Source organism: Ectopseudomonas chengduensis (assembly GCF_900102635.1).
Lineage (GTDB): Bacteria > Pseudomonadota > Gammaproteobacteria > Pseudomonadales > Pseudomonadaceae > Aquipseudomonas > Aquipseudomonas chengduensis.
Genome location: NZ_FMZQ01000009.1, coordinates 61,848 through 81,543 on the forward strand (window position 1 = coordinate 61,848; position 19,696 = coordinate 81,543).

The window sequence follows — 19,696 nt, forward strand, 5'->3', positions numbered from 1 at the left end:
AAGCGTTTTCACCAAATCCTGCGTGAAAAAATATGAGTTATTGGTCAAGATGAAATAAGTACATGAGGGAGCAAGCAACAGGATGAGTGCAGTTGAGGTGCTGGCCGGGGTAGATATCGTCGCTCTGCGTCTGAGCGAGGAGGGGACGCTACAGGTGCTTCTGTTGCGTCGCCAGCGTGAACCTTACGCTGGGCAATGGGCGCTACCGGGCGTGCTGGTCAACGGTCGTTGCGCCGATGCCAGCCTGGATGCCGCCGCTGCTCGCGCGCTGGCGGACAAGGCACGCCTGCAGCCGCAGTATTTGGAGCAGGTGGCGACGGTGGGTAATGGTCTGCGAGATCCACGTGGCTGGTCGCTGAGCACCTGCTATCTGGCGCTGCTGGCACCCGACGCCGAGCCGCAGGATGAAAGTTTGCGCTTCGTCGATCTGTCGCGCGTCACCGCCGGGCAGCAGGCGTTGCCATTCGACCATACGCAACTGGTGCGCCTGGCAGCCGAGCGGCTGCGCGGCAAGTCGGTGTACAGCTCGCTGCCGCTGTACCTGCTGGCGCCGCGATTTACCGTGACCGAAGCGCTGACGGCGTTCCAGGCTTGTCTGGGCGAGCCGGTGCAGCACACCACCTTGCGCGGGAGGCTGGAACGGATGAAGGCGCAGGGTTGGATCAGTGATACCGGCGAGAAGAATTATCCGAAGATGGGGCGGCCACAGAACCTGCTGGAGCATCGTCCGCAAGAGTCTGAGGCCTTTATCTTCGACCGCAGCCTGCTGGCTTAGCAGGCCGTTGAAGAACTACCTACGTTGCCTTGCTGCGTTAAAAACAGGCTCGCGTGCGAGCCCAGTCAAAATGCTCATTTACAGCTCGTAAAGTCGACCGCGACTCCGATCGTTTTTCGCCTGTTTTTGCGGGGCCGCCACAGGTATTGCTCTGGCTGCCTCGCCTAGGTTTTTCAACGGCCTGTTCGCAGGCGCTCCCTGAATCGCAGGCAAAAAAATAGGCGCCAGAGGCGCCAGGGGAGCATTTCAATCGATGCATGTCTCTGAGCCTGCTTCGTCCGGGAAGTTCCATTCGGTGATGGAAAAAAGCCATCTTTTTTCTTCAGGCAAAAGAAAAGGCGCCAGGGGCGCCTTAAAACGATGATCTATGGAGTAAGTCGATTATTCAGAGTGGGGCGCTGAGGGAAAGGTTCAGCGTCGCCCGACGAACGGTCATTACTTGGCCGGCATCAGCAACAGGCGTTGGTTGCCGTAGACCTTGTCCAGGTTCTGTGCCTTGAACGGGAAGCTCATGTAGCCGCCCTTGAGCCATGACTCGATGCCGTCGGCATAGTGTGGGCTGGCCGGGTTGCCGGACTGGCCCGAGCTGTTGACGCCGACCAAGGGTTCGTCCGCGGCGAAATCCACCACGATGCGCATGGCCGGGATCAAGAAGGTGTTGAAATCCTGGCCCCAGGCGTAGGCGGAGACGTTCAGCGTGCTGTGGTCGCCTCCGGCCGGATAGGGGCCGCGATCCAGGTAACCTTTCAGGGCGTTGATGCTGGTGCGCTGGCTGGCGCTCATGTAAGGCGCCATGCGCGTGGTGTCCGTTACCCACTCATAGGTGTGCAGCTTGCCCCATTGCCAGTTGCGACGCTCGGCGCCCAATCGATTTTCCAACAGCTCGATGCTGGCGGCCAGGCTGCGCGCGAGGATGGTCGGCTTGTCTTCCTGCTCTGGCGTGCGGATGTCGTTCCAGAACGGGCTGTCGGCACGCCCAAGCAGATGATCGGCCTGCGCCGAATAGGAGGTGTTGGCGGTTTGCACCAGTGCCTTCCAGGCTGGACTGTTGTCCGGGCCCAGCTCGTCGAGGAAGATCTGCCGTGCGCTTTCATGCAGGAAGGCGCCGTAGATGGCGGCATCGGCCGAACTGGCGGCAAGCTTGCCGTCGAACGCCAGCAGGCGCTTCAGCGCTTCATCGGCACGTGCGCGCTGGCCAGCCGGCAGGGCAGCGATGGCCTGGCGCAGCGAGTCGTGCATGGCAGGGTCATTGAACATGGCCTGCAGTTTGGCGACGAAGGGCGAGGTCTGGTCGTACTGCATGGCGATCATGCTGCGGCCATCGTGACGGCCATTGCCGGCCAGCTCGGCGATGCGTTCGGCGCGTTCCGGGTAGTACCAGGAGCTGGACAGCTGCATGCCGTAACCGGGCGGCACGCTGCGTTCGTTGGCGGTGCCCAGCCAGCCTTGCGGCGGGTCCTGATCGTAAGGGTGCAGCATCGGGTCGGCGAAGCCGTCCCAGGCGTAGCGCTCGTCCCAGCCAGGGGAGGGCAGCAGGCCACGACCTTCGCGGCGATTCGGATAGCGCCCGGTGACCTGCCAGCCGATGTGCTGGGCGTCGGCGAAGACGATGTTCAGCGGCATGGCGCGGATCTCCCGCGTCGCCTCGAAAGCCTGGTCCACCGATTGTGCTCGCGACAGGTCGAAGAAGGCGTCGAGGCTCTGGTCACGCTCGAACTGGGTGGTTTTCAGCGCCAGGCCGTAACCGCTCTGCAGCGCCAGGGGCTGCAGCATATGTTTGCGTTCGCCCAGTACCGAGTTGAGCAGCGGGCCGTTGCGGGTTTCATAGAGGGTTTCGCGAATCGGGCGCTGGCCCTTGATGAAGAAGGTTTCCTGGCGCTCCATCACCGGTAGCCACTTGCCGTCGGCCTGGTACATCAGGCGGCTGCCTTCGCGTTTTATGCGCTCCAGGTAGATGTCCTGATTGTCGCCCATGACCATGGTCATGCCCCAGGCCAGCTTGCCGTTGTAGCCGGCCACCACCGCCGGTACGCCGGCCAGGGAGACGCCAGCGGCCTGATACTTGGGCGAGCGGATCTGCACGAAGCTCCACAGCGAGGGCATGCTCAGTGGCAGGTGCGTGTCATTGGCCAGCAGGCTCTTGCCGCCACGGCTGCGTTGCGGGGCGATGGCCCAGTTGTTCGAGGCGGCGACGCCGAGCATGTGTTGTTCGGCGATTTGCGCGGTTGTGCGGGAAATCGCCTGCAGGCCCGGCAACTGCCCCTTGAGGTCGAGGCCGGCGAGTTTTTCCGCCTCGGCGAAGGGCAGCGGTTCGTCCGGGTAGATCGGCAGCAGCCAGGGCAGCTTGTCGGCACCCACCTGCTGGGCCATGGTCAGCGCGGCGATCTCCTCCTGCAGGTTCACCGCCAGGCCGAAGTTGAGCAGACAGAACAACAGCACCGAGTCCTCGGGCTTCCAGTACTCGGGACGGTAGCCGGACTCGGCCAGATCCATCGGCATACGATCGCGGTAGCGGAACATATAGGCGTTGACGCCACGCGAATAGACCTCGAAGAAGCGCTTCAGGCGTGGCGAGGCGTCGGCGTAGAGAATTTCTGCATTCTTTTTCAGGTTGACCGCGCGCATGAAGCGGTCCATTTCCAGCACGCCGGGCCCCGCCATCTCGGCCAGGCGGCCTTGAGCCAGCAGGCGCATGCCGACCATCTGGCTGAGACGGTCACCGGCATGCACGTAGCCCAGGGTAAACAGCGCGTCGTGAAAATTGCTCGATTCGATCAGCGGCATGCCGAGTGCGTTACGCCGCACCGACGCACTCTCGGCCACGCCCTGGATGCGCTCAACGCCACGGGTAGGCGGCACGCTGTCGGCATAACGGCTGTTGAGCAGGGACTGGCAGCCGGCGAGGCTAATCAGTGAGGCGGCAAGAGTCAGGCGGGCCAGCGCGCGCATGGCGAAGTTCCTTGGTGTGCGGACGGTCGAGGCCGGTCGCGCAATGACCGGCCACAAAGGCGCCAAGGTAATAAGGCTGTCGCAGCCTGGCAAGAGGGGCTCAGGCGTTTGCTCGAGACCCTTTCAGTCCTTCGTCCAGTAACCAGCGTGCAGCGATGCGGGCAGCGGCCTTGTGCTGCAGTTCCAGCTCGTTGAAGCGTTTTTCGAAGCGCCGCCGTTCAGCCTTGTCCAGCGCTTTCCAGCCCGCATGCGTGGGCACCTCGGCGGTGGCTTCGAAGAGCAGATGGAACACCTGGCAGCGGCTGTCATTGCTCAGGGCGCTGTCATAGTTGTCAAGCAGCACCTTGATGCGGATGGCGCCTTCGATCAGTGGCAACTGCTCGTCGAGAAGACTGCTGGCGAGGATGTTCAGATCACCGCCGATGCGTTGCTGGCGTTCTTGCTGCGCTTCGTCACGGGCGCGCTGGTTCGCCCAGACGCGGAGCCACAGATGCCAGGCATAAGCGGCCAGCGCTGCGATCAGCAGCAGGCCGCTCAGCAGCAGGGTGAGGTTCAAGGCACTCATGCGCGGTTCAGGCGCCGTGGCACTTCTTGTACTTCTTCTCGCTGCCGCATGGGCAAGGATCGTTACGGCCGACATCCTTCAGCGCGTTGCGCACCGGCTCCTGATGGCCATGGTTGCAGTGCGGGCCGTGCACATGGCCGTGATCGTGATGATCGTGGTCATGGTTGCAGTCAGGGCCGTGGACGTGGGGTTGGTTGCTCATGGTGTTACTCGTGCAGGTTATTCGGGGATGAAATCGCCGGGAATTATCTCGCCATTACGCGACATGTGCACGCTTCGGCCGAACAACATGCCGGTTTTTACCTCACCCTTGAGGCTATAGCGAATCGGTACGTCCGGTTTTTCCAGTGCCTTGACGATCTGCCGCACATGGCGCCAGAGGTTGGTGCGCACCGGTACTTCGAAGGTGTGGTGGCCGTGGGCGGGCACGGTGAACCACTCGTTGGAGTAGCCCTCGGCCAACTGGATACCATTGAGATGGACGTTGTAGTCCAGCCCGCGCACCGGCAGGCTGACGCCGTTGGGATTGTCGATTCGAAAACGCAGGCGGAACTCCTGTTCGAGCAGCCTGGCCTTGACCACATCAACTTTGATGAGTTGGACGTCCGGGTCCTTGAAACCACCTGTCATCCAGGTGGAGCATCCTGGCAGGCCTGAAAGCAGGCCAAAAAACATCAATAGGCTGATAATTCTTATCATTTGCGCCTGAGAAAACATTTCATACCCCCATTGCGTCCCAGTGTAACAAGCAAGCGCTTGGCTGCAACGGGGAAGCACTCATTATTTTCAACGAGATATTGTGGAGGTTTCGGGTTGTTGGTAATCGGGAGAGCATGAATGAGACGCCTGAAGTGTCAGGGCAAAGGAACCTGCGCCATACTGAGCGGCGAATAGGACAGGAGTGTGACCATGAGTCGCTACGAGATCGCCTTCTCCGGGCAACTGGTGCCGGGCGCCCAGCCGGAGTTGGTCAAGGCCAACATGGCCAAGCTGTTCCAGGCCGATGCTCAGCGCATCGCTCAGTTGTTCTCCGGGCGCCGCATCGTGATCAAGAACAATCTCGACGCCGCCGGGGCGGAGAAGTACCGCGTGACTCTGGAACGTGCCGGTGCGCGGGTCGAGGTCGTCGACATGGATGCGTTGATCGAGGAAGTCGAGCTGGCCCCGCCACCGCCCGTAGAGCCGGCAACTTCTCCGGCAGCCGCACTGCCCGCGGCCAGGCCGGGGCGCCTGCAGGTCGCACCACGAGATGAGTACATGGCCGCGTTCAGTGATGTGGATGCTCCGGATTTCGATATCGCACCGGTAGGCAGCGATCTGCAGGACGCCAGGCCCGACGCCGCCGCGCCACAGGTCGACCTGTCGCAGTTCAGTCTGGCGCCCGTTGGTAGCGATATGGGGCAAGCCAAACCTGCGACTCCAGCGGCTGCACCGGACACCTCGCATCTGAAGCTGCAGGATTGAGAATTCACTAGCCTGACTGAAACGCCGTGAGCTGCACACGCAGCCACGGCGTTTTTGCGTTCAGGCCACTAACCCGCCTTGCATTTGGCAGCGGCCTCCTCGGGTTTGAGGTTGCGCACGCTGGTGAAGAACAGTTCGCAGGTTTGCAGTTTCTCCGTCACCTGCCATTTCTCGGTGCAGGTGTTCAGCGTCTGCTGCGGATCAGCTGTCGGTTGCTGGCCCATACCGGCTTGCCAGCAGGCGGCGCTCAGGTCCTGCCCCATGACCTTGATCCCTGCTGCGTTGGCGGCGGCCTCGCTGCCCTTGTTGTTGGCCGGGTCGGCCGCATACCAGATGTAGCTGGGATGGTTGGCGCCGAGCACTGAGACCTGCTGCCCAGGTGCTGCATCGATCTGGCCGAGGCCCAGCACCGGCAGATTCACCCCGTATTGCTGCGTGATCCAACTGCGCACCGGCGCACCAAAGGCGACCATCGGCAGGCTGGTATCGCCAGAGCCGACGCTGAGCTCGCTGACCATGCGCCGCTGATAGCTGGTGAAATAGCCATAAACGCCTTCCAGGGCACTGCCGGCACTGGCTGGGGCGGCGATGGGAGCGATGTCGATGATGGTCTGGTAAGCGGGGGTGTGTTCCGGCTGTACGCCATTGAAACTGAGCAGCGAGGCCCAGCGATCCGTGGTGCTCGAACGCAGATAATCCTGAGCCTGAGTCAGTGAGTAGTCCGGTGGGAAGTGCAGCAGCTCGACGCTCTTGCGGTTCTCCAGGGCCATGCCCAGAGGCAGGAAGAAGTACCAGTTGTACTGCCATTTACCGTCACTATTGAGCTGGCTGGCGCCCTGATAGGCCAGATCACCGGCATCGAGCAATTGCAGCAGGGACTTGCCGTAATCCGTTGGCGTGCCATCGAAATTGGCGTGAATATGTTCCCCATTGCGTGTTACGCGCACGTTGGCCTGGGGGTAACCATCGCGCGTCAGGCTCTGTTGCAGGTAGTGTTCGACCGTCTGTTCCAGCGTCCAGTCGCGGTAGCAGATCACACTGCAATTGTTCGGGTAGGCGAACAGGCGGCTGACGCGCTGGCTGTCACCCAGATCCAGCGTTTCCCCTTGCAGCCCGCCGGGCTGGTTGGCGCAGCCTGCTAGCAGGCCGGCCAGGATAAGAGCGATACCACTTTTCTTGTGCATGGCTTTCTCCTTGTTGAATGTCCTCGCAGGACGTATCAACTCAAGCAGAAAGCAGGATTAACGCCAATCAGGCATTCAGGTAGGGCGCACAGCATTTCTTGAACTTCTGCCCGCCCTGGCAGGGGCAAGGATCATTGCGTCCGGCCTTCAGTGGCACCGTCGGGTCGAGGAAGAACCAGCGTCCGTCCACCTGAACGAAAGCGGAGCATTCGCGGTGACGATGTTCGCCGTTGTCATCGTGCCAGCGTGCGACGAAGCTGACCTGGGCGTGTTCTGGCTTGCCGCCGAACACCTCGCTGCCTTCGACTTCCAGGCCGAGCCAGGTGCTTTGGGCGCTCCAGGCAGCCATCGCGTCGCGGTCGAGCGCCTGCTGCTGGACGGGCAGGGTGGTGGCCACCAGATAGTCCACCAGGCCCAGTACATAGGCGCTGTAGCGCGAGCGCATCAGCAGCTCCGCGCTGGGCGCGTGGGTGCCCGCATGATAGTGACCACAACACTGGCTCAGCGAATTACCGCTGCCACAAGGGCAATTGGGATCGAGTGGGTTCATTGCTCTACCACCAGTATTTGCCGAAGTTTTGTGGATTAGCCCAGAACTTCGCGTTCAACCAGTCGGGAACTTGCTTGTAATCGAGTAGATCATAGGTGAACAGATGCAGGGTCTGTCCCTCGCGCTGGAACTGTTCACTGGCTTGCATGGCCAGGGCGAAAAAGTCGGTTTCCTGCCAATCACCTGCCTTGAGGTCGAGCAACACGGCGACCCGGCTGGCGTTGAGGTTGCGAATGCCACCCAGTAGTTGCAGTCCATCGCGTTTGGGTAAGTGCTCCAGACAGTCGACCAGAATTGCCAGGTCGAAGCGCTGTGCGGCCAGTTCCGGCGCCAAGGGAGCAGCAGGTGCGGTGGTGACCTGACACTGCGGGTGGGCGCTGTGAAAGGCGCTGACTGCGGGCAGTTCGCTTGCGCCGAGTAACAGCAGTTTCTCGGGGGTATAGCGGGCAAGCAGTGCCGCAATGGCTTGCTGTGGAGTACGGGTACTAAGGCTGGCGGTCATCGAACTTCCTCGAAAAGTCTGCAAAGACTAACGTGGTGTCGGTATCAGGCCTAGAGTGAGAGAAAATTATCCGCAGAAGCTGCTATAGCTGGCGGATTGTACAACTCCTGTCTTTACTACTATCGAGTCGGTTATGGGCCGATGAACATTGGAGACCTAAAGTATGAGTATCACAAGGAACGCAGTACCCCTGATTCTGGCTAGTACCTTGCTGACCGGTTGCGCCGGCCTGCAGAAAACCGACTGGCCCACCTGCGCAGCTGTAGGCGGTGTTGGTGGTGCGGCGTTAGGGGCAATCGAAAGCTCTACCTGGGCTGGTGGTGGTGCGCTGGTGGGTGCCGGTATGGCTGCCGCCTACTGCTGGGTACATGGTGCCGAAGCGCAGCAGGTTGCCGTCGTCGAAGAAGTCGTTGTCGAGGAGGTTGCCGTTGCCGAGCCGGCCGAAGCCGTCCGTGTCGAGCTGGACGTCAAGTTTGACTTCGACAAGGCCCAGGTCAAGCAGGAAAGCTATGGCGACATCAAAGCCCTGGCCGACTTCATGAAACAGTACCCACAGACCAGCACCGTGGTTGAAGGTCACACCGACTCGGTGGGCAGCGATGCTTACAACCAGGGCCTGTCCGAGCGCCGTGCCAGTGCCGTGCGTGACGTTCTGGTCAACCAGTACGGTGTCGAGTCCGGCCGTGTGCAGGCAGTGGGTTATGGCGAGAGCCGCCCGGTTGCCGACAACGCCACTGCTGATGGTCGCGCCATCAACCGTCGCGTGGAAGCCGAGGTCGAAGCTCAGCCGTAAGGCGCTTCGTGTAAGCCAAGTCAGGCGTCACCCGCGAAGGCCCGACCGATTTCCATCGGTCGGGCCTTTTCTTGTCTGAAATCCTGTCGCCGTCTTTACTCCTGTGATACCGGCAACATGCCGGTATCACAGGAGACACCGCCATGAGAATCAAGCTTTCGAGGGTTTTACCCTTTCTCTTGGTCAGCAGTGTTCTCTCGGGTTGTGCCACGACTTCCAGTACGGGAGACGCGCCGCTCAACCAGGGGAACTGGCCCCTGTGCAGTGCGATTGGAGCCCTGGCCGGTGGCGGCCTCGGCGCAATCGAAAGTTCCACCTGGGCAGCAGGCGGCGCGGTAGCCGGTGCTCTGCTGGGCACCATCATCTGCTATGCGCAGGACGGCGACGAAGATGGCGACGGTGTGTTCGACCGCCGTGATCGCTGCCCCGGCACGCCAGCCGGTACTGCGGTAGGCCATAACGGCTGCCCTTTGCCGCAATACCCCGCCAGTGTTGCGACCGAGCCGGCGATGGAGCAGCAGGCGCAGGATGAGATCATCGTTCTCAGCGACCTGGGAAATGTGCTGTTCGCGTTCGATTCAGCCGAACTGACGGCTGAGGCGCGGCGCCTGCTTGCCGATGTCAGTACCCGTCTGACCGGTGCCAGTCTGGTCGCAGTCAAGGTCGTCGGGCATACCGATAGCGTTGGTTCTGATGCCTACAACCAGGGGTTGTCCGAACGCCGCGCACGCAGTGTTGCCGACTTTCTCATCGCCCAGGGTGTGCCTGCCGGCAAGCTCAGTACAGAAGGCCGTGGTGAGAGCCAACCGGTGGCGGACAACGGCAGTGATGCCGGCCGCGCACAGAACCGCCGCGTAGAGTTGTACGTTTCCCGTTGAAGCGCAGGGGCGCCCCACAGGTCATCATAGGCCTGGGGGGTGTCGCTTTTGCGGCTGGTGATAGCTGAGGTCAAGGAAAATATTCCCTCGCTCTGGTGGTCCGGGCCGCGACCGGTTAACGTGCTGCGCTATTAGAAAAACCAGAGCAAGAGGGCGGGGATGAAAGCATTGTTGATGATGGGCAAGGCGCTGGCCTTGGCTTTCTGGCTGGTATTTGCGGCGGCGCTGGCCAAGCGTTTTGGCGCGCCGTTCGAACAGCTCGTCTATCTGCTCGCGGGCTTTCTTGCGCTGCTGCATGGGGTACAGCTGTGGCTGTTCTCGGGGCTCCTGTCCGGTCGCGCTAGCCCCTGGCTGGATCGTGTACAGGTCCTGCTGTTCGGCATTTTTCACCTCTATCCGCTGAAGGCCGAGCAAGGGGCCGAAAGCGCTGCTGCAGCTGCGCTCGAGGAGGCGGCTCATGCGTAGTCTCGCCCTGTTGCTCTGTCTGTTCGCAGGTCCGTCGTTGGCCGCTATGCAGGTCACGGTGCCGTCCAATACGCTGATGCGTTTGCCGGTCGCCAGTAGCAGCCTGCAGCTCGAACGGCTGGAAGTGGCGGATCAGGCGACCCTGATGATTCCGGCAACGGTGACCGAGTTGCATATCGGTGAGCTGCTGATGGGCCGCGACGCGCGCATTGGCGTTGCGCCCAGCGATCAGCCACTGCGACTGGTGGTAGAGGACGCCGATATCGGCCCGGGCGCCTGGATCAGCGCCAAAGGTGCCGCTGGCACTTACACCCGGCCAGCCACGCCTGGGCGGGAGATCAAGCTCAAGCTGCACAAGCTGACATTCGAATCCTTGACCCTCGATGTGCGCGGTGGTCAGGGCAGACCGGGTTATGCCGGGCTCGATGGTGCGCATGGGCAGCCGGGTGGTTGCACCTGGGGTCAGGCCAGTGCTGGCCACGATGGTCAGGACGGCACCGATGGGCATGAAGGTGCTGCAGGCGGCAGCGTGGTGCTGGAGGTACCTCACCACGTCGAGGTCGAGCGCATGCAGGTGTTGCTCGATGGCGGCGCGGGTGGTGCAGCTGGTTCGGCGGGGCGCCCCGGCCGTGGGGGCGCTGCCAAGGGCTGCCTGCTCTACGGTGTAGATGGTGCGGCCGATGGCAAACCTGGCCAGCCTGGGCGCGAAGGTGCGGCGGGCCGCAGTGGTGCCGTGCAGGTGTTTCGGTTCTGAATAATTGCTGCTGCCTTGGTTCGTAAGGCAGCAGCGCCAGTCAGAACATCGGACGCATGGCCGCCAGCGTCATCAGTGCCAGGCCGATCAGCAGGTTGCTGCCGACCACTTTGCGAATCCGCCCCAGCGCCTCGCCGCCTGCAGGCCAGTTCTCGCTCTCCACGGCGCGCCGCAGCTGCGGCAGCTGCAGCGCCTGAATGCGCAGGAACAGGGCGAGCATCACCAGATACAGACCCATCATGACGTGCACGTAGCGCGGCGCGGCGTCGAAACCGCTGTAGCTCATGTGCAGCATGCCGACTCCAGTCAAGGGCAGGACTGCTACCGCTATCCAGACCCAGACGAAGAAGCGTTTGAACACACTCAGCCACAGGCGCAGGCGTGCTGGCGGCTCCAGTATGTCCACCGCCGCCGGGCGCAGGATCATCCAGGCGAAGAACATCCCGCCGACCCATACGACGGCGGCCAGCAGGTGTAGCGCATAGAGTGGTGCGTAAGGTGTCATGCGGTATCTCCAGAGGGGCCGTTTGGCAGGTCGGTTCATTCGATTGGCACGCGAGTCAGCGCCAGATCGATTGCCGCGCTATGATAGCGACCGCTCCGCGAATACTGAAAATTTATCCAGCCTTTTTCGTTTCAGAATCCATGCTCAGTACCGAACTCAAGTCCCAGATCCAGGGCGCCTATTCGCGCTTTCTCGAGGCCAAGTCGCTCAAGCCGCGCTATGGCCAGCGCTTGATGATCGCCGAGATCGCCAAGGTGCTCGGCACCATCAAGACCGATGACGAGGGCAAGCGTCTGGGTGATCCTGCCGTGGTGGCGGTCGAGGCGGGCACCGGTACCGGCAAGACGGTGGCCTACAGTCTGGCCACCATCCCCACCGCCAAGGCCGCTGGCAAGCGCCTGGTGATCGCCACCGCCACCGTGGCCCTGCAGGAACAGATCGTGCACAAGGATCTGCCTGATCTGTTGCGCAACAGCGGCCTGAACTTCAGCTTCGCCCTGGCCAAGGGGCGTGGCCGCTACCTGTGCCTGTCCAAGCTCGACCACCTGCTGCAGGACGGCGCCGCGCAGAGCGCTACCGCGCAGTTGTTCGAGGAAGAAGGCTTTCGCATCGACGTCGACGAGCAGGGTCAGAAGCTGTTCACCGCGATGATCGAGAAGCTCGCCGGCAACAAATGGGATGGCGACCGCGACAGCTGGCCGGAGGAGCTGGAGGACGTTCGCTGGGCGCAACTGACCACCGACCACAGCCAGTGCACCAACCGTCATTGCCCGAATTTCCAGCAGTGCGCTTTCTATAAGGCGCGCGAGGGCATGGGCAAGGTCGACGTGATCGTCACCAACCACGACATGGTGCTGGCCGATCTGGCGCTTGGCGGCGGCGCGGTACTGCCCGACCCGCGCGAAACCATCTATGTGTTCGATGAGGGCCACCACCTGCCGGACAAGGCCATCGGCCACTTCGCCCACTTTACTCGCCTGCGCTCGACTGCCGACTGGCTTACGCAGATCGACAAGAATCTGACCAAGCTGCTGGCGCAGAACCCGTTGCCGGGCGATCTCGGCCGTCTGATTGAACAGGTGCCGGAGCTGGCCCGCGAGCTGAAGACTCAGCAGCAGTTCATGTTCGCTGCCTGCGAGCAGATCGCCGACTTCAAGGCCGGCGAGGACATGGAAGGACGCGAGCGCCCGCGTCATCGCTTCGTCGGCGGCGTGGTGCCGGAGCATCTGACCGAGTTGGGGCTGGAACTGAAGAAGGGCTTCTCCAAGCTCAATGACCTGTTCACCGGCGTTACCGAGCTGCTCAAGGAGGCCATGGACGGCGAGGGCGCCGTGGGCATCGCCAGCCACCAGGCCGAGGAGTGGTATCCGCTGTTCGGCAGCCTGATGGCGCGCGCCAAGGGCAACTGGGAATTGTGGCTGGCCTTCACCGCTGAAGACCCCGAGGAAAGCCCACCCATGGCGCGCTGGCTGACCCTGGCCGAGAGCGGTGCGCTGTTCGATATCGAGGTCAACGCCAGCCCGATCCTCGCCGCCGAGACCTTGCGCCGCAACCTGTGGAACGTTGCCCATGGCTGCTTGGTGACGTCTGCGACCCTGACCGCGCTGGGCACCTTCGACCGCTATCGCATGCGTGCCGGCCTGCCCAAGGCGGCGGTCGCGGCGATAGTGCCAAGCCCCTTCCATCATGCCGATGCCGGCCTGCTGCGTGTGCCCGATCTCAAGGCCGACCCGCGTGAGGCTGCTGCGCATACGGCGGCTATCACCCGCGAGCTGCCGGGCCTGGTGGCAGGCAGTCGCGGGACGCTGGTGTTGTTCTCCTCGCGCAAGCAGATGCAGGACGTGTTCGACGGCCTGGATCGCGACTGGCGCAAACGCGTGTTCATTCAGGGCAACCTGTCCAAGCAGGAGACCCTGAACAAGCACAAGGCGCGTGTCGATTCAGGCGAGGAAAGCGTGCTGTTCGGCCTGGCCAGTTTCGCCGAGGGCGTCGACCTTCCTGGCGCCTACTGCGAGCATGTGGTGATCGCCAAGATTCCCTTCGCCGTGCCGGATGACCCGGTTGAGGCGGCGCTGGCCGAGTGGATCGAGGCGCGTGGCGGCAATCCCTTCATGGAAATCGCCGTGCCGGACGCCTCGCTGCGTCTGGTGCAGGCCTGCGGTCGCCTGCTGCGTACCGAGGCTGATCGCGGCACTATCACCCTGCTGGATCGGCGTGTGGTTACCCAGCGCTACGGCAAGGCCATTCTCAATGCCTTGCCGCCGTTTCGTCGGCAGATCGACTGAGAGGGTGTCTACAAAATGGCTGCACTTGGCAATACTGCGTTGAAAACGATCTCGAAATGCTCATTTACAGCACGTAAACTCCGCTTTCTCGATCGTTTTCGCCTTGTCTTGCCTTCGTTCGCCTATCTTGTAAACACCCTCTGACAAGCTGTTGAAAAACTACCTCGGCTGCTCCACCTGCAGTCGTCGCCTAGGTTTTTCAACGGCCTGCTGACGTTATTAACCACCCCTGTTGCGCTGCTCCAGCTCATCACCCAGCCGCCCCAGCGTCGGTCGAATGCCGGCGCGGTGCGCGGCGCGGGCAATGGCGTGAGCGGCCAGCGGTGCGCTGGCCAGCAGAATCAGCAGGCCGATAAAGGCCTCCAGGGCCAGCTCGCCACTGCTGGCCAGAGCCACTGCGCCAAGTAACAGGACGGCGCCGAGCACGCCGGCCTTGCTAGCGGCGTGCATGCGGCTGTAGCTGTCGGGCAGGCGCAGCACGCCAATCGCACCGAGCAGAGAGATCACCGCGCCGCTCAGCACCAGCAGCGAGGCTAGCCAGGCTTGTACTTCGTTCATGGGCGTTCCTCGCTTTTTTCCGGCATCTGGCTGTGGGCATCGTCGAACAGGAAGGCAAAGGCTGCCGTACCGAGAAACGACACCAGTGCCAGCAGCACCGCGACGTCGATGAACAGCGCCTCGCCGCGCATCAGACACAGCAGTGCCATGGCGGCGACCGCCAGCAGGGTGAGGGCGTCGATGGCCACCGCACGATCCGGGCGGCTCGGGCCGCGCAGCAGGCGATAGAGGCTGATCAAACCGCTCAGTACGAGCATGGCTGCAGCCAAGGGCAATACCCAGGCGGCGCCGGCCAGGTGCAGGGTCATGGCGTTACTCCTTCGGCTTTGCCGGCATCGAGCCAGGCCAACAGGCGGCGCTCCAGCTCGATGAGGGTTTCGGTCACGTCCTCACGGCGACGTGCATCGAGTGCGTGGATATAGAGCAGGCCTTGCTCCTCGTCATAATCCAGGGCCAGGGTGCCGGGGGTCAGGGTCAGCAGGGTACCGAGCAGGGTGACCTTGTCCACTTCGCGGCGGCTCACCGGGTAGGCAAGCACTGCTGGTTCCACGTCGACCCGGCGCGCCAGCACCAGAATGGCGACGTGGTAGGTCGCGAGAAATACCTGGGCGATGAACCACAGGCAGAAACTGACGCCATGTTCCAGGCTGCGTGCATAACGACCAAGGCGCTGGACGGCCAGCCCCAGCAGGCGAGCGATCAGGTACAACAGGGCGAAGGCCAGCAGGCCACCGCCCAGATGGCCGGCGCCGAGGCTCCATGACAGGCCAGCGCTGGCCAGCAAATGGATGGCAAACAGCATCAGATACCTCCTGCGCCGGTGAAGGGTTGCAGATAGGCTTGCGGGTCGGCGAGCTGCGAGGCGGCCGCCACGGCATAGTCGATCAGCGGGCCGGCGCCCAGGCCGATCAACACGGTCAGCAGCGCCAGGGCACTCATGCCCAGCCAGGCCGCGCGTATGCCGGTAACCGTTTGCAGCGCCTCTTCACCTCCTGGATGGGGCTTGAGAAAGGCTTCGTTCCAGATCTTGTTCATCGACAGCAGGGTGAACACGCCGGTCAGCAGGGCGATGCCCGCCGCCCACCAGGCAGCGGCATCCAGGCTTGCCTTGACCAGCAGGAACTTGGCCCAGAAACCGGACAGCGGCGGAATGCCCGCGAGCGACAGCGCCGGAATGGCGAACAGCAGTGCCAGCCAGGGCATGCGCTTATATAGCCCGCCCATGTCGGCCAGCCGCTCGGAGCCACAGATGCGCGCCGCCAGGCCGCCGATGAAGAACAGGTTGGCTTTCACCACGATATGGTGGATCAGGTAGAACACTGCGCCGGCCAGCGCCAGCGGGGTGGCCAGGGCGAGGCCGAGGATCATGTAGCCAACCTGGCTGACGATGTGGAACGACAGGATACGGCGCACCTCGGTCTGCGCCGCCGCACCCAGTACGCCCACCAGCATGGTGGCGCAGGCGACCCACAGCAGCAGTTGATGCGGCAGGCCATGCTCCGGCCAGAGCAGGGTCACCAGGCGAATCAGCGCGTACACGCCGACCTTGGTCAGGAGTCCTGCGAACATCGCCGAAACCGCCGTCAGGGCGACGTGATAGGTGGCCGGCAGCCAGCCGAATACCGGGAACAGCGCGGCCTTGATGGCGAACGACAGCAACATCAGCAGCAGCGCCGGCGTTACGCCAGGCGGTGCCTCACCGCTGCGCATGATCACCGCCAGTTCGCCCATGTTCAGTGTGCCGCTGGCGCCGTAGACCAGGCCGGCAGAGAGCAGGAAGATCAGCGTGGCGAACAGGTTCAGGGCCACGTAGGTCATGCTGCCGGCCAGCCGGCGGCTGCCACCGCCAAGCGCCATCAGAGCGAAGGAGGCGATCAGCAGCACTTCGAACCAGACGTACAGGTTGAAGATGTCGGCGGTGATGAAGGCGCCGCAGATACCGGTCAGCAGCCCCTGAATGAACAGGTGAAAGTCGCGACCGATCTTGCTGTCATTGTCCTTGGCCACGCCATAGAGCAGGGTGACTAGCGCCACCAGGGCGCTGATGGCGATCATCACCGCCGACAATCGGTCGATCACCAGGCTGATGCCGAACGGCGCCTCCCAATTGCCCACCTGACCGCTGAGCACCACGCCTTGCGCGGCCTGCCAGACCAGCACCAGGCCGACGGCCAGCAGCAGGGCGGCGCCGCTTAGGCTGAGCACACGCACGGCCAGCAGGTGGCGGCGCAGGATGATCGCCAGCAGCAGGCTGCACAGGGGGATGAGAATCGGTGCAACGAGTAACGCGTGATTCATCGGCGAGCCTCCGCGCCATGGGCGTCGTGTTCGTGCTCGCTGTCGTGCCAGTCCGGTGCCGGTTGCTCGGTGATCGAGCTGACCGAGTCGGTGGTCTTGTCGCCATGCAGTTCGCGGGTGCGCTTGAGCAGCGCCAGGGCGAAGATGAACAGGCTGAAACCGATGACGATGGCGGTCAGCACCAGCGCCTGCGGCAACGGGTTGGCGGTGCTGACTGCGTTGCCAGCCTCGACAAAGGCCGGGCGTTCGCCGAAGAAGCGCCCGGCGGTCAGCACCCCCAGGTTGATTGCATTACCCAGGACCACCACGCCCAATACGACGCGCTTGAGGTTGCGATCCAGGAGCATCCACAGGCCCAGACCCGCCAGGCCTCCGGTAGTGATTGCGGCTAGCCATTCCATTACTGGCGAACTCCCGTGAGCTTGTCGATCATGTGCAGGGCGGAGCCGAACACGGTGAGGAAAACGCCGATATCGAAGAGCAAGGGCGTACCCAGCGGCAGCCCGCCGGGGAAGGTCCAGAGACCGGTAAGAAAGGCGCTGCCCGCGATCAGGCCGAGAATGCCGGCGCCCGCCGCACAACCCAGGCCGATACCGATCAACTGCGCAGGCGCTACGGGCAGCACTCGGCGAATCTGCCCGTGGCCGTAGGTCAGCACCAGCAGGATCAGGCCGCAGGCCGCCACCAAACCGCCGATGAAACCACCGCCGGGCAGGTTGTGGCCGCGCCACAGCACCAGCAGCGAGGCGGCCATCATCAGCCAGGCCAGCGGTCGCAGACCTTGGCGCAGCAGGGGCGAGGTGAAGGCGTCTTCACCGCTATGCTCGTTACCGAAGCGCCGGCCGGTGCCCAGCAGGCTGGCTGCAGCCAGGGCGGAGAGGGCGACCACGAGGATCTCGCCGAGGGTATCGAAGGCGCGGAAGTCCACCAGGATCACATTGACCACGTTGTGCCCGTGGCCACCCGGCAAGCTGTTGGCCTGATACCACTGCGCAATTTCACCCGGCAGTGGCAGGCTCACCGCCAGCAGCAGGGTGCCGGTCACGCTGAGGCCGAAGAGGATCGCCACGCTGGCATGCAGGCGTCGCTTCCACGGCGCGCGTGCGCCGCTGGTAGGAACCGTGGGCATCTTGCGAAACACCAGGGCGAGGAAGATCAGACTGAGGGTTTCCACCATCAGCTGAGTCATCGCCACGTCCGGTGCATTGACTGAGACGAACACCAGCGCCAGGCCCAGGCCGCAGGCGCCCAGTGCTGCCAGCAAGGTCAGGCGGCCAGGCAGGAACGCCGCAGCCACACCGCCGGCCAGTGCCAACAGGCAGCCGGCCAGGCCCAGCGGCGAGATGGGGCTGTAGCTGCCCTGCAGCAGTTGCGGCAGCGCCGGCAACAAGCCGACCGCCAAGAGGCCACCGACCGCCAGGGCCAGCAGCACCAGATGCTGACGCAAGGAGCCGTGCTGGAAACGGGCGGCAAGCAGACCGGCGAAGTGGAATACGCGTTTGAGCAAACGATCCCAGAGCAGGTCGCCACTGACGTTCCAGGCCGCGTTGGCACGATCAAGCGCCTGCCGTACGCGGTCGCGCATCACGTAGAACAGCACGCCCAGCGATACGGTCAGCAAGCTGGCCACAAGCGCTGGGGTGATGCCGCCCCACAGATACAGGTGCACATCCACCGGGCCGCGCGCCACGGCTTGCACCGCGTTGTTCACCAGCCAGGTCTCCGGCCAGGCATTCCAAGCGCCGAGGAGGAAACCGCCGATGGCCAGCAGCATCGGCCCCAGCCACATCGGCAAGCCGACTTCGTGCGGCGTGCGCGGATAGTCGCCACGCTTGCCGAGGAAGGTCTGCAGGAAGACCAGGCCGGCAGCGGCGAACAGCAGGGCGTTGGTAAGGATCATCACCAGCGTTACCGCCCAGCCGATATGACCCATCTCGATCAGCCCGGTGTACTTGAACTCCTTGGCGATGAAGCCGAAGAACGGCGGCAGGCCGGCATTGGAGAATGCCGCCAGGGCTACTGCCGCGCCAGTCAACGGCATGAAACGAATCAACCCCCCCAGACGCGCCAGCTCGCGGGTGCCGGTGGCGTGGTCGATGGCGCCGACTGCCATGAACAGCGCACCTTTATAGAGAGAATGCGCCACCAGATAGAGCACAAACGCCTGCAGGCCATAGCTGGTGTTGGTGCCGATCAGCATGGTCAGCTGGCCCAGCACGGTCACCGTGGTGTACGCCAGCAGGCGCTTGAGGTCGGTCTGGCGGAAGGCCAAGAATGCGCCGAGCACCGCAGTGGCTGCGCCGAAGGTAATCAGCAGGGTACCCCAGCCGACGGAGCCGCCGAGCACCGGGTTGAGACGGGCCAGCAGGTAGATGCCGGCTTTTACCATGGTCGCCGAATGCAGATAGGCCGACACCGGAGTCGGTGCGTTCATCGCATTGGGCAGCCACAGATGGAAAGGCACCTGCGCCGATTTGGTGAAGCAGCCCAGCAGCACCAGGGCAATGATCGCCGGCAGTAGCACATGGCCTTCGATCTGCTCGGCGCTGAGATCGGAGAACTGCCAGTTGCCCGTCGCGCCACCGAGCAGGATCAGTCCCGCCAGCAGCGCCAGGCCACCGCCGCCGGTGATCAGCAGCGCCTGCAACGCCGCACGGCGCGATACCGCTTTGTCGTGTTGAAAACTGATCAGCAGGAAGGAGGCGATACTGGTCAGCTCCCAGAACACGAACATCGCTACCAGGTCGTCGGCCAGCACCAGGCCGAGCATCGCCAACATGAACACCAGCAAGTAAGCGTGAAAGCGACCCAGGTGGGCGTGGCTGGACAGATAACTGCCGGCGTACGGCACGATCAGGCTGCCGATGCCGCTGATCAGCAGGGCAAAAACCAGCGAGAGACCGTCCAGGCGCAGGCTCAGGTTGATACCCAGTGCCGGAATCCAGCTCAGGCTTTGCATCACGGCGCCGCCGCCGGCGATCAGCGGAATCTGTTGAACGAACCAGACGAAGGCCGTCAGCGGCGCCAGCATCAGCAGCCAACCTGTGCGAGCACCCAACAGGCGCGTCAGGCCGGGTGCCATGATGGCAGCCAGGGCGATCAGGGACAGTAGGTAGAGCACTCGCTTCTCCTGTGCCGAGCGTCGAATCCAAGGCGGCCTGACGACTGCGT

Annotated in this window: 21 protein-coding genes; 7 read left to right on the forward strand and 14 right to left on the reverse strand. The window is 63.1% G+C overall.

Annotated elements, in window-relative coordinates:
• Positions 1-82 precede the first annotated feature (82 nt).
• Positions 83-775 carry an NUDIX domain-containing protein gene (locus BLS08_RS15125; protein WP_090336887.1) on the forward strand — a complete coding sequence of 231 codons (693 nt, stop codon included), beginning with the start codon at positions 83-85 and terminating at the stop codon, positions 773-775.
• A 435-nt stretch (positions 776-1,210) separates the two neighbouring features.
• Here BLS08_RS15125 and BLS08_RS15130 read toward each other — a convergent pair whose 3' ends face one another.
• From BLS08_RS15130 to BLS08_RS15145, 4 genes are all read right to left on the reverse strand, one after another.
• The gene (locus BLS08_RS15130; RefSeq protein ID WP_017677824.1) at positions 1,211-3,724 is read right to left on the reverse strand and encodes a penicillin acylase family protein; all 2,514 of its coding nucleotides are present in this window, start codon (positions 3,722-3,724) and stop codon (positions 1,211-1,213) included.
• Positions 3,725-3,824: 100 nt separating this feature from the next.
• The gene (locus tag BLS08_RS15135; RefSeq protein ID WP_017677823.1) at positions 3,825-4,289 is read right to left on the reverse strand and encodes a DUF2489 domain-containing protein; all 465 of its coding nucleotides are present in this window, start codon (positions 4,287-4,289) and stop codon (positions 3,825-3,827) included.
• Between the two features lie 7 nt (positions 4,290-4,296).
• Positions 4,297-4,491, reverse strand: coding sequence for an SEC-C metal-binding domain-containing protein (locus BLS08_RS15140; protein WP_017677822.1), 195 nt, complete (start codon positions 4,489-4,491; stop codon positions 4,297-4,299).
• A 17-nt stretch (positions 4,492-4,508) separates the two neighbouring features.
• Entirely contained in the window at positions 4,509-5,006 is a 498-nt protein-coding gene (locus BLS08_RS15145) for an LEA/WHy family protein (RefSeq protein WP_026088655.1), read from the reverse strand.
• A gap of 192 nt (positions 5,007-5,198) precedes the next feature.
• On the opposite strand from BLS08_RS15145, the gene BLS08_RS15150 reads away from it, so the two are divergent.
• Positions 5,199-5,753, forward strand: a complete 555-nt coding sequence (locus tag BLS08_RS15150; protein WP_017677820.1) for a hypothetical protein — start codon at positions 5,199-5,201, stop codon at positions 5,751-5,753.
• Between the two features lie 68 nt (positions 5,754-5,821).
• Here BLS08_RS15150 and BLS08_RS15155 read toward each other — a convergent pair whose 3' ends face one another.
• From BLS08_RS15155 to BLS08_RS15165, 3 genes are all read right to left on the reverse strand, one after another.
• Positions 5,822-6,937 carry a hypothetical protein gene (locus BLS08_RS15155; protein ID WP_017677819.1) on the reverse strand — a complete coding sequence of 372 codons (1,116 nt, stop codon included), beginning with the start codon at positions 6,935-6,937 and terminating at the stop codon, positions 5,822-5,824.
• Positions 6,938-7,004: 67 nt separating this feature from the next.
• The gene (locus tag BLS08_RS15160) at positions 7,005-7,487 is read right to left on the reverse strand and encodes a YchJ family protein (protein ID WP_026088654.1); all 483 of its coding nucleotides are present in this window, start codon (positions 7,485-7,487) and stop codon (positions 7,005-7,007) included.
• Positions 7,488-7,491: 4 nt separating this feature from the next.
• Complete coding sequence (locus tag BLS08_RS15165; protein WP_004423805.1) at positions 7,492-7,989, reverse strand: DUF6231 family protein; 498 nt, start codon at positions 7,987-7,989, stop codon at positions 7,492-7,494.
• Positions 7,990-8,152: 163 nt separating this feature from the next.
• Between BLS08_RS15165 and BLS08_RS26820 the strand changes: the two genes are divergently transcribed.
• The 4 genes from BLS08_RS26820 to BLS08_RS15185 all read left to right on the forward strand — a co-directional run bounded on the left by BLS08_RS26820 (position 8,153) and on the right by BLS08_RS15185 (position 10,879).
• Entirely contained in the window at positions 8,153-8,782 is a 630-nt protein-coding gene (locus tag BLS08_RS26820) for an OmpA family protein (protein ID WP_004423806.1), read from the forward strand.
• 143 nt (positions 8,783-8,925) lie between these two features.
• Positions 8,926-9,660 carry a PA1041 family peptidoglycan-binding anchor lipoprotein gene (locus BLS08_RS15175; RefSeq protein WP_026088653.1) on the forward strand — a complete coding sequence of 245 codons (735 nt, stop codon included), beginning with the start codon at positions 8,926-8,928 and terminating at the stop codon, positions 9,658-9,660.
• Between the two features lie 174 nt (positions 9,661-9,834).
• Positions 9,835-10,125 (forward strand): DUF1145 domain-containing protein, encoded by a 291-nt coding sequence (locus BLS08_RS15180; protein WP_231976632.1) that lies wholly within the window; start codon positions 9,835-9,837, stop codon positions 10,123-10,125.
• Positions 10,118-10,879: a hypothetical protein gene (locus BLS08_RS15185; protein WP_017677814.1), complete on the forward strand. Its 762-nt coding sequence runs from the start codon at positions 10,118-10,120 to the stop codon at positions 10,877-10,879. Before BLS08_RS15180 ends, BLS08_RS15185 begins: the two co-directional genes overlap by 8 nt.
• A 40-nt stretch (positions 10,880-10,919) precedes the next feature.
• Here BLS08_RS15185 and BLS08_RS15190 read toward each other — a convergent pair whose 3' ends face one another.
• A complete protein-coding gene (locus BLS08_RS15190; RefSeq protein ID WP_017677813.1) occupies positions 10,920-11,384 on the reverse strand; it encodes a CopD family protein in 465 nt (154 codons plus the stop codon).
• Positions 11,385-11,524: 140 nt separating this feature from the next.
• Here BLS08_RS15190 and dinG point away from each other — a divergent pair, with 140 nt between their 5' ends.
• Complete coding sequence (gene dinG, locus BLS08_RS15195; protein ID WP_017677812.1) at positions 11,525-13,669, forward strand: ATP-dependent DNA helicase DinG; 2,145 nt, start codon at positions 11,525-11,527, stop codon at positions 13,667-13,669.
• Between the two features lie 219 nt (positions 13,670-13,888).
• Here dinG and mnhG read toward each other — a convergent pair whose 3' ends face one another.
• Genes mnhG through mbhE form a run of 6 tightly spaced genes read right to left on the reverse strand, consistent with a single transcriptional unit; the run spans position 13,889 to position 19,646 of the window.
• Complete coding sequence (gene mnhG / locus BLS08_RS15200) at positions 13,889-14,227, reverse strand: monovalent cation/H(+) antiporter subunit G (protein WP_017677811.1); 339 nt, start codon at positions 14,225-14,227, stop codon at positions 13,889-13,891.
• Positions 14,224-14,535: an MrpF/PhaF family protein gene (locus BLS08_RS15205; RefSeq protein ID WP_017677810.1), complete on the reverse strand. Its 312-nt coding sequence runs from the start codon at positions 14,533-14,535 to the stop codon at positions 14,224-14,226. The genes mnhG and BLS08_RS15205 overlap by 4 nt, the downstream gene beginning before the upstream one ends.
• Positions 14,532-15,029 carry a Na+/H+ antiporter subunit E gene (locus tag BLS08_RS15210; RefSeq protein ID WP_017677809.1) on the reverse strand — a complete coding sequence of 166 codons (498 nt, stop codon included), beginning with the start codon at positions 15,027-15,029 and terminating at the stop codon, positions 14,532-14,534. The genes BLS08_RS15205 and BLS08_RS15210 overlap by 4 nt, the downstream gene beginning before the upstream one ends.
• The gene (locus BLS08_RS15215; protein WP_017677808.1) at positions 15,029-16,525 is read right to left on the reverse strand and encodes a proton-conducting transporter transmembrane domain-containing protein; all 1,497 of its coding nucleotides are present in this window, start codon (positions 16,523-16,525) and stop codon (positions 15,029-15,031) included. The genes BLS08_RS15210 and BLS08_RS15215 overlap by 1 nt, the downstream gene beginning before the upstream one ends.
• Complete coding sequence (locus BLS08_RS15220; protein ID WP_017677807.1) at positions 16,522-16,926, reverse strand: Na+/H+ antiporter subunit C; 405 nt, start codon at positions 16,924-16,926, stop codon at positions 16,522-16,524. Before BLS08_RS15220 ends, BLS08_RS15215 begins: the two co-directional genes overlap by 4 nt.
• Positions 16,926-19,646, reverse strand: a complete 2,721-nt coding sequence (gene mbhE, locus BLS08_RS15225; protein WP_017677806.1) for a hydrogen gas-evolving membrane-bound hydrogenase subunit E — start codon at positions 19,644-19,646, stop codon at positions 16,926-16,928. The genes BLS08_RS15220 and mbhE overlap by 1 nt, the downstream gene beginning before the upstream one ends.
• Between the last annotated feature and the right edge of the window lie 50 nt (positions 19,647-19,696).

Coding starts and splice junctions, on each gene's coding strand:
- BLS08_RS15210 (WP_017677809.1), bottom strand. CDS start 15,029: ATGCTGTTTGCCATCCATTTGCTGGCCAGCGCTGGCCTGTCATGGAGC.
- BLS08_RS26820 (WP_004423806.1), top strand. CDS start 8,153: ATGAGTATCACAAGGAACGCAGTACCCCTGATTCTGGCTAGTACCTTG.
- BLS08_RS15190 (WP_017677813.1), bottom strand. CDS start 11,384: ATGACACCTTACGCACCACTCTATGCGCTACACCTGCTGGCCGCCGTC.
- BLS08_RS15175 (WP_026088653.1), top strand. CDS start 8,926: ATGAGAATCAAGCTTTCGAGGGTTTTACCCTTTCTCTTGGTCAGCAGT.
- BLS08_RS15140 (WP_017677822.1), bottom strand. CDS start 4,491: ATGAGCAACCAACCCCACGTCCACGGCCCTGACTGCAACCATGACCAC.
- BLS08_RS15180 (WP_231976632.1), top strand. CDS start 9,835: ATGATGGGCAAGGCGCTGGCCTTGGCTTTCTGGCTGGTATTTGCGGCG.
- dinG (WP_017677812.1), top strand. CDS start 11,525: ATGCTCAGTACCGAACTCAAGTCCCAGATCCAGGGCGCCTATTCGCGC.
- BLS08_RS15165 (WP_004423805.1), bottom strand. CDS start 7,989: ATGACCGCCAGCCTTAGTACCCGTACTCCACAGCAAGCCATTGCGGCA.
- BLS08_RS15145 (WP_026088655.1), bottom strand. CDS start 5,006: ATGTTTTCTCAGGCGCAAATGATAAGAATTATCAGCCTATTGATGTTT.
- BLS08_RS15160 (WP_026088654.1), bottom strand. CDS start 7,487: ATGAACCCACTCGATCCCAATTGCCCTTGTGGCAGCGGTAATTCGCTG.
- BLS08_RS15150 (WP_017677820.1), top strand. CDS start 5,199: ATGAGTCGCTACGAGATCGCCTTCTCCGGGCAACTGGTGCCGGGCGCC.
- BLS08_RS15155 (WP_017677819.1), bottom strand. CDS start 6,937: ATGCACAAGAAAAGTGGTATCGCTCTTATCCTGGCCGGCCTGCTAGCA.
- BLS08_RS15130 (WP_017677824.1), bottom strand. CDS start 3,724: ATGCGCGCGCTGGCCCGCCTGACTCTTGCCGCCTCACTGATTAGCCTC.
- BLS08_RS15135 (WP_017677823.1), bottom strand. CDS start 4,289: ATGAGTGCCTTGAACCTCACCCTGCTGCTGAGCGGCCTGCTGCTGATC.
- BLS08_RS15215 (WP_017677808.1), bottom strand. CDS start 16,525: ATGAATCACGCGTTACTCGTTGCACCGATTCTCATCCCCCTGTGCAGC.
- BLS08_RS15185 (WP_017677814.1), top strand. CDS start 10,118: ATGCGTAGTCTCGCCCTGTTGCTCTGTCTGTTCGCAGGTCCGTCGTTG.
- BLS08_RS15125 (WP_090336887.1), top strand. CDS start 83: ATGAGTGCAGTTGAGGTGCTGGCCGGGGTAGATATCGTCGCTCTGCGT.
- BLS08_RS15220 (WP_017677807.1), bottom strand. CDS start 16,926: ATGGAATGGCTAGCCGCAATCACTACCGGAGGCCTGGCGGGTCTGGGC.
- BLS08_RS15205 (WP_017677810.1), bottom strand. CDS start 14,535: ATGACCCTGCACCTGGCCGGCGCCGCCTGGGTATTGCCCTTGGCTGCA.
- mnhG (WP_017677811.1), bottom strand. CDS start 14,227: ATGAACGAAGTACAAGCCTGGCTAGCCTCGCTGCTGGTGCTGAGCGGC.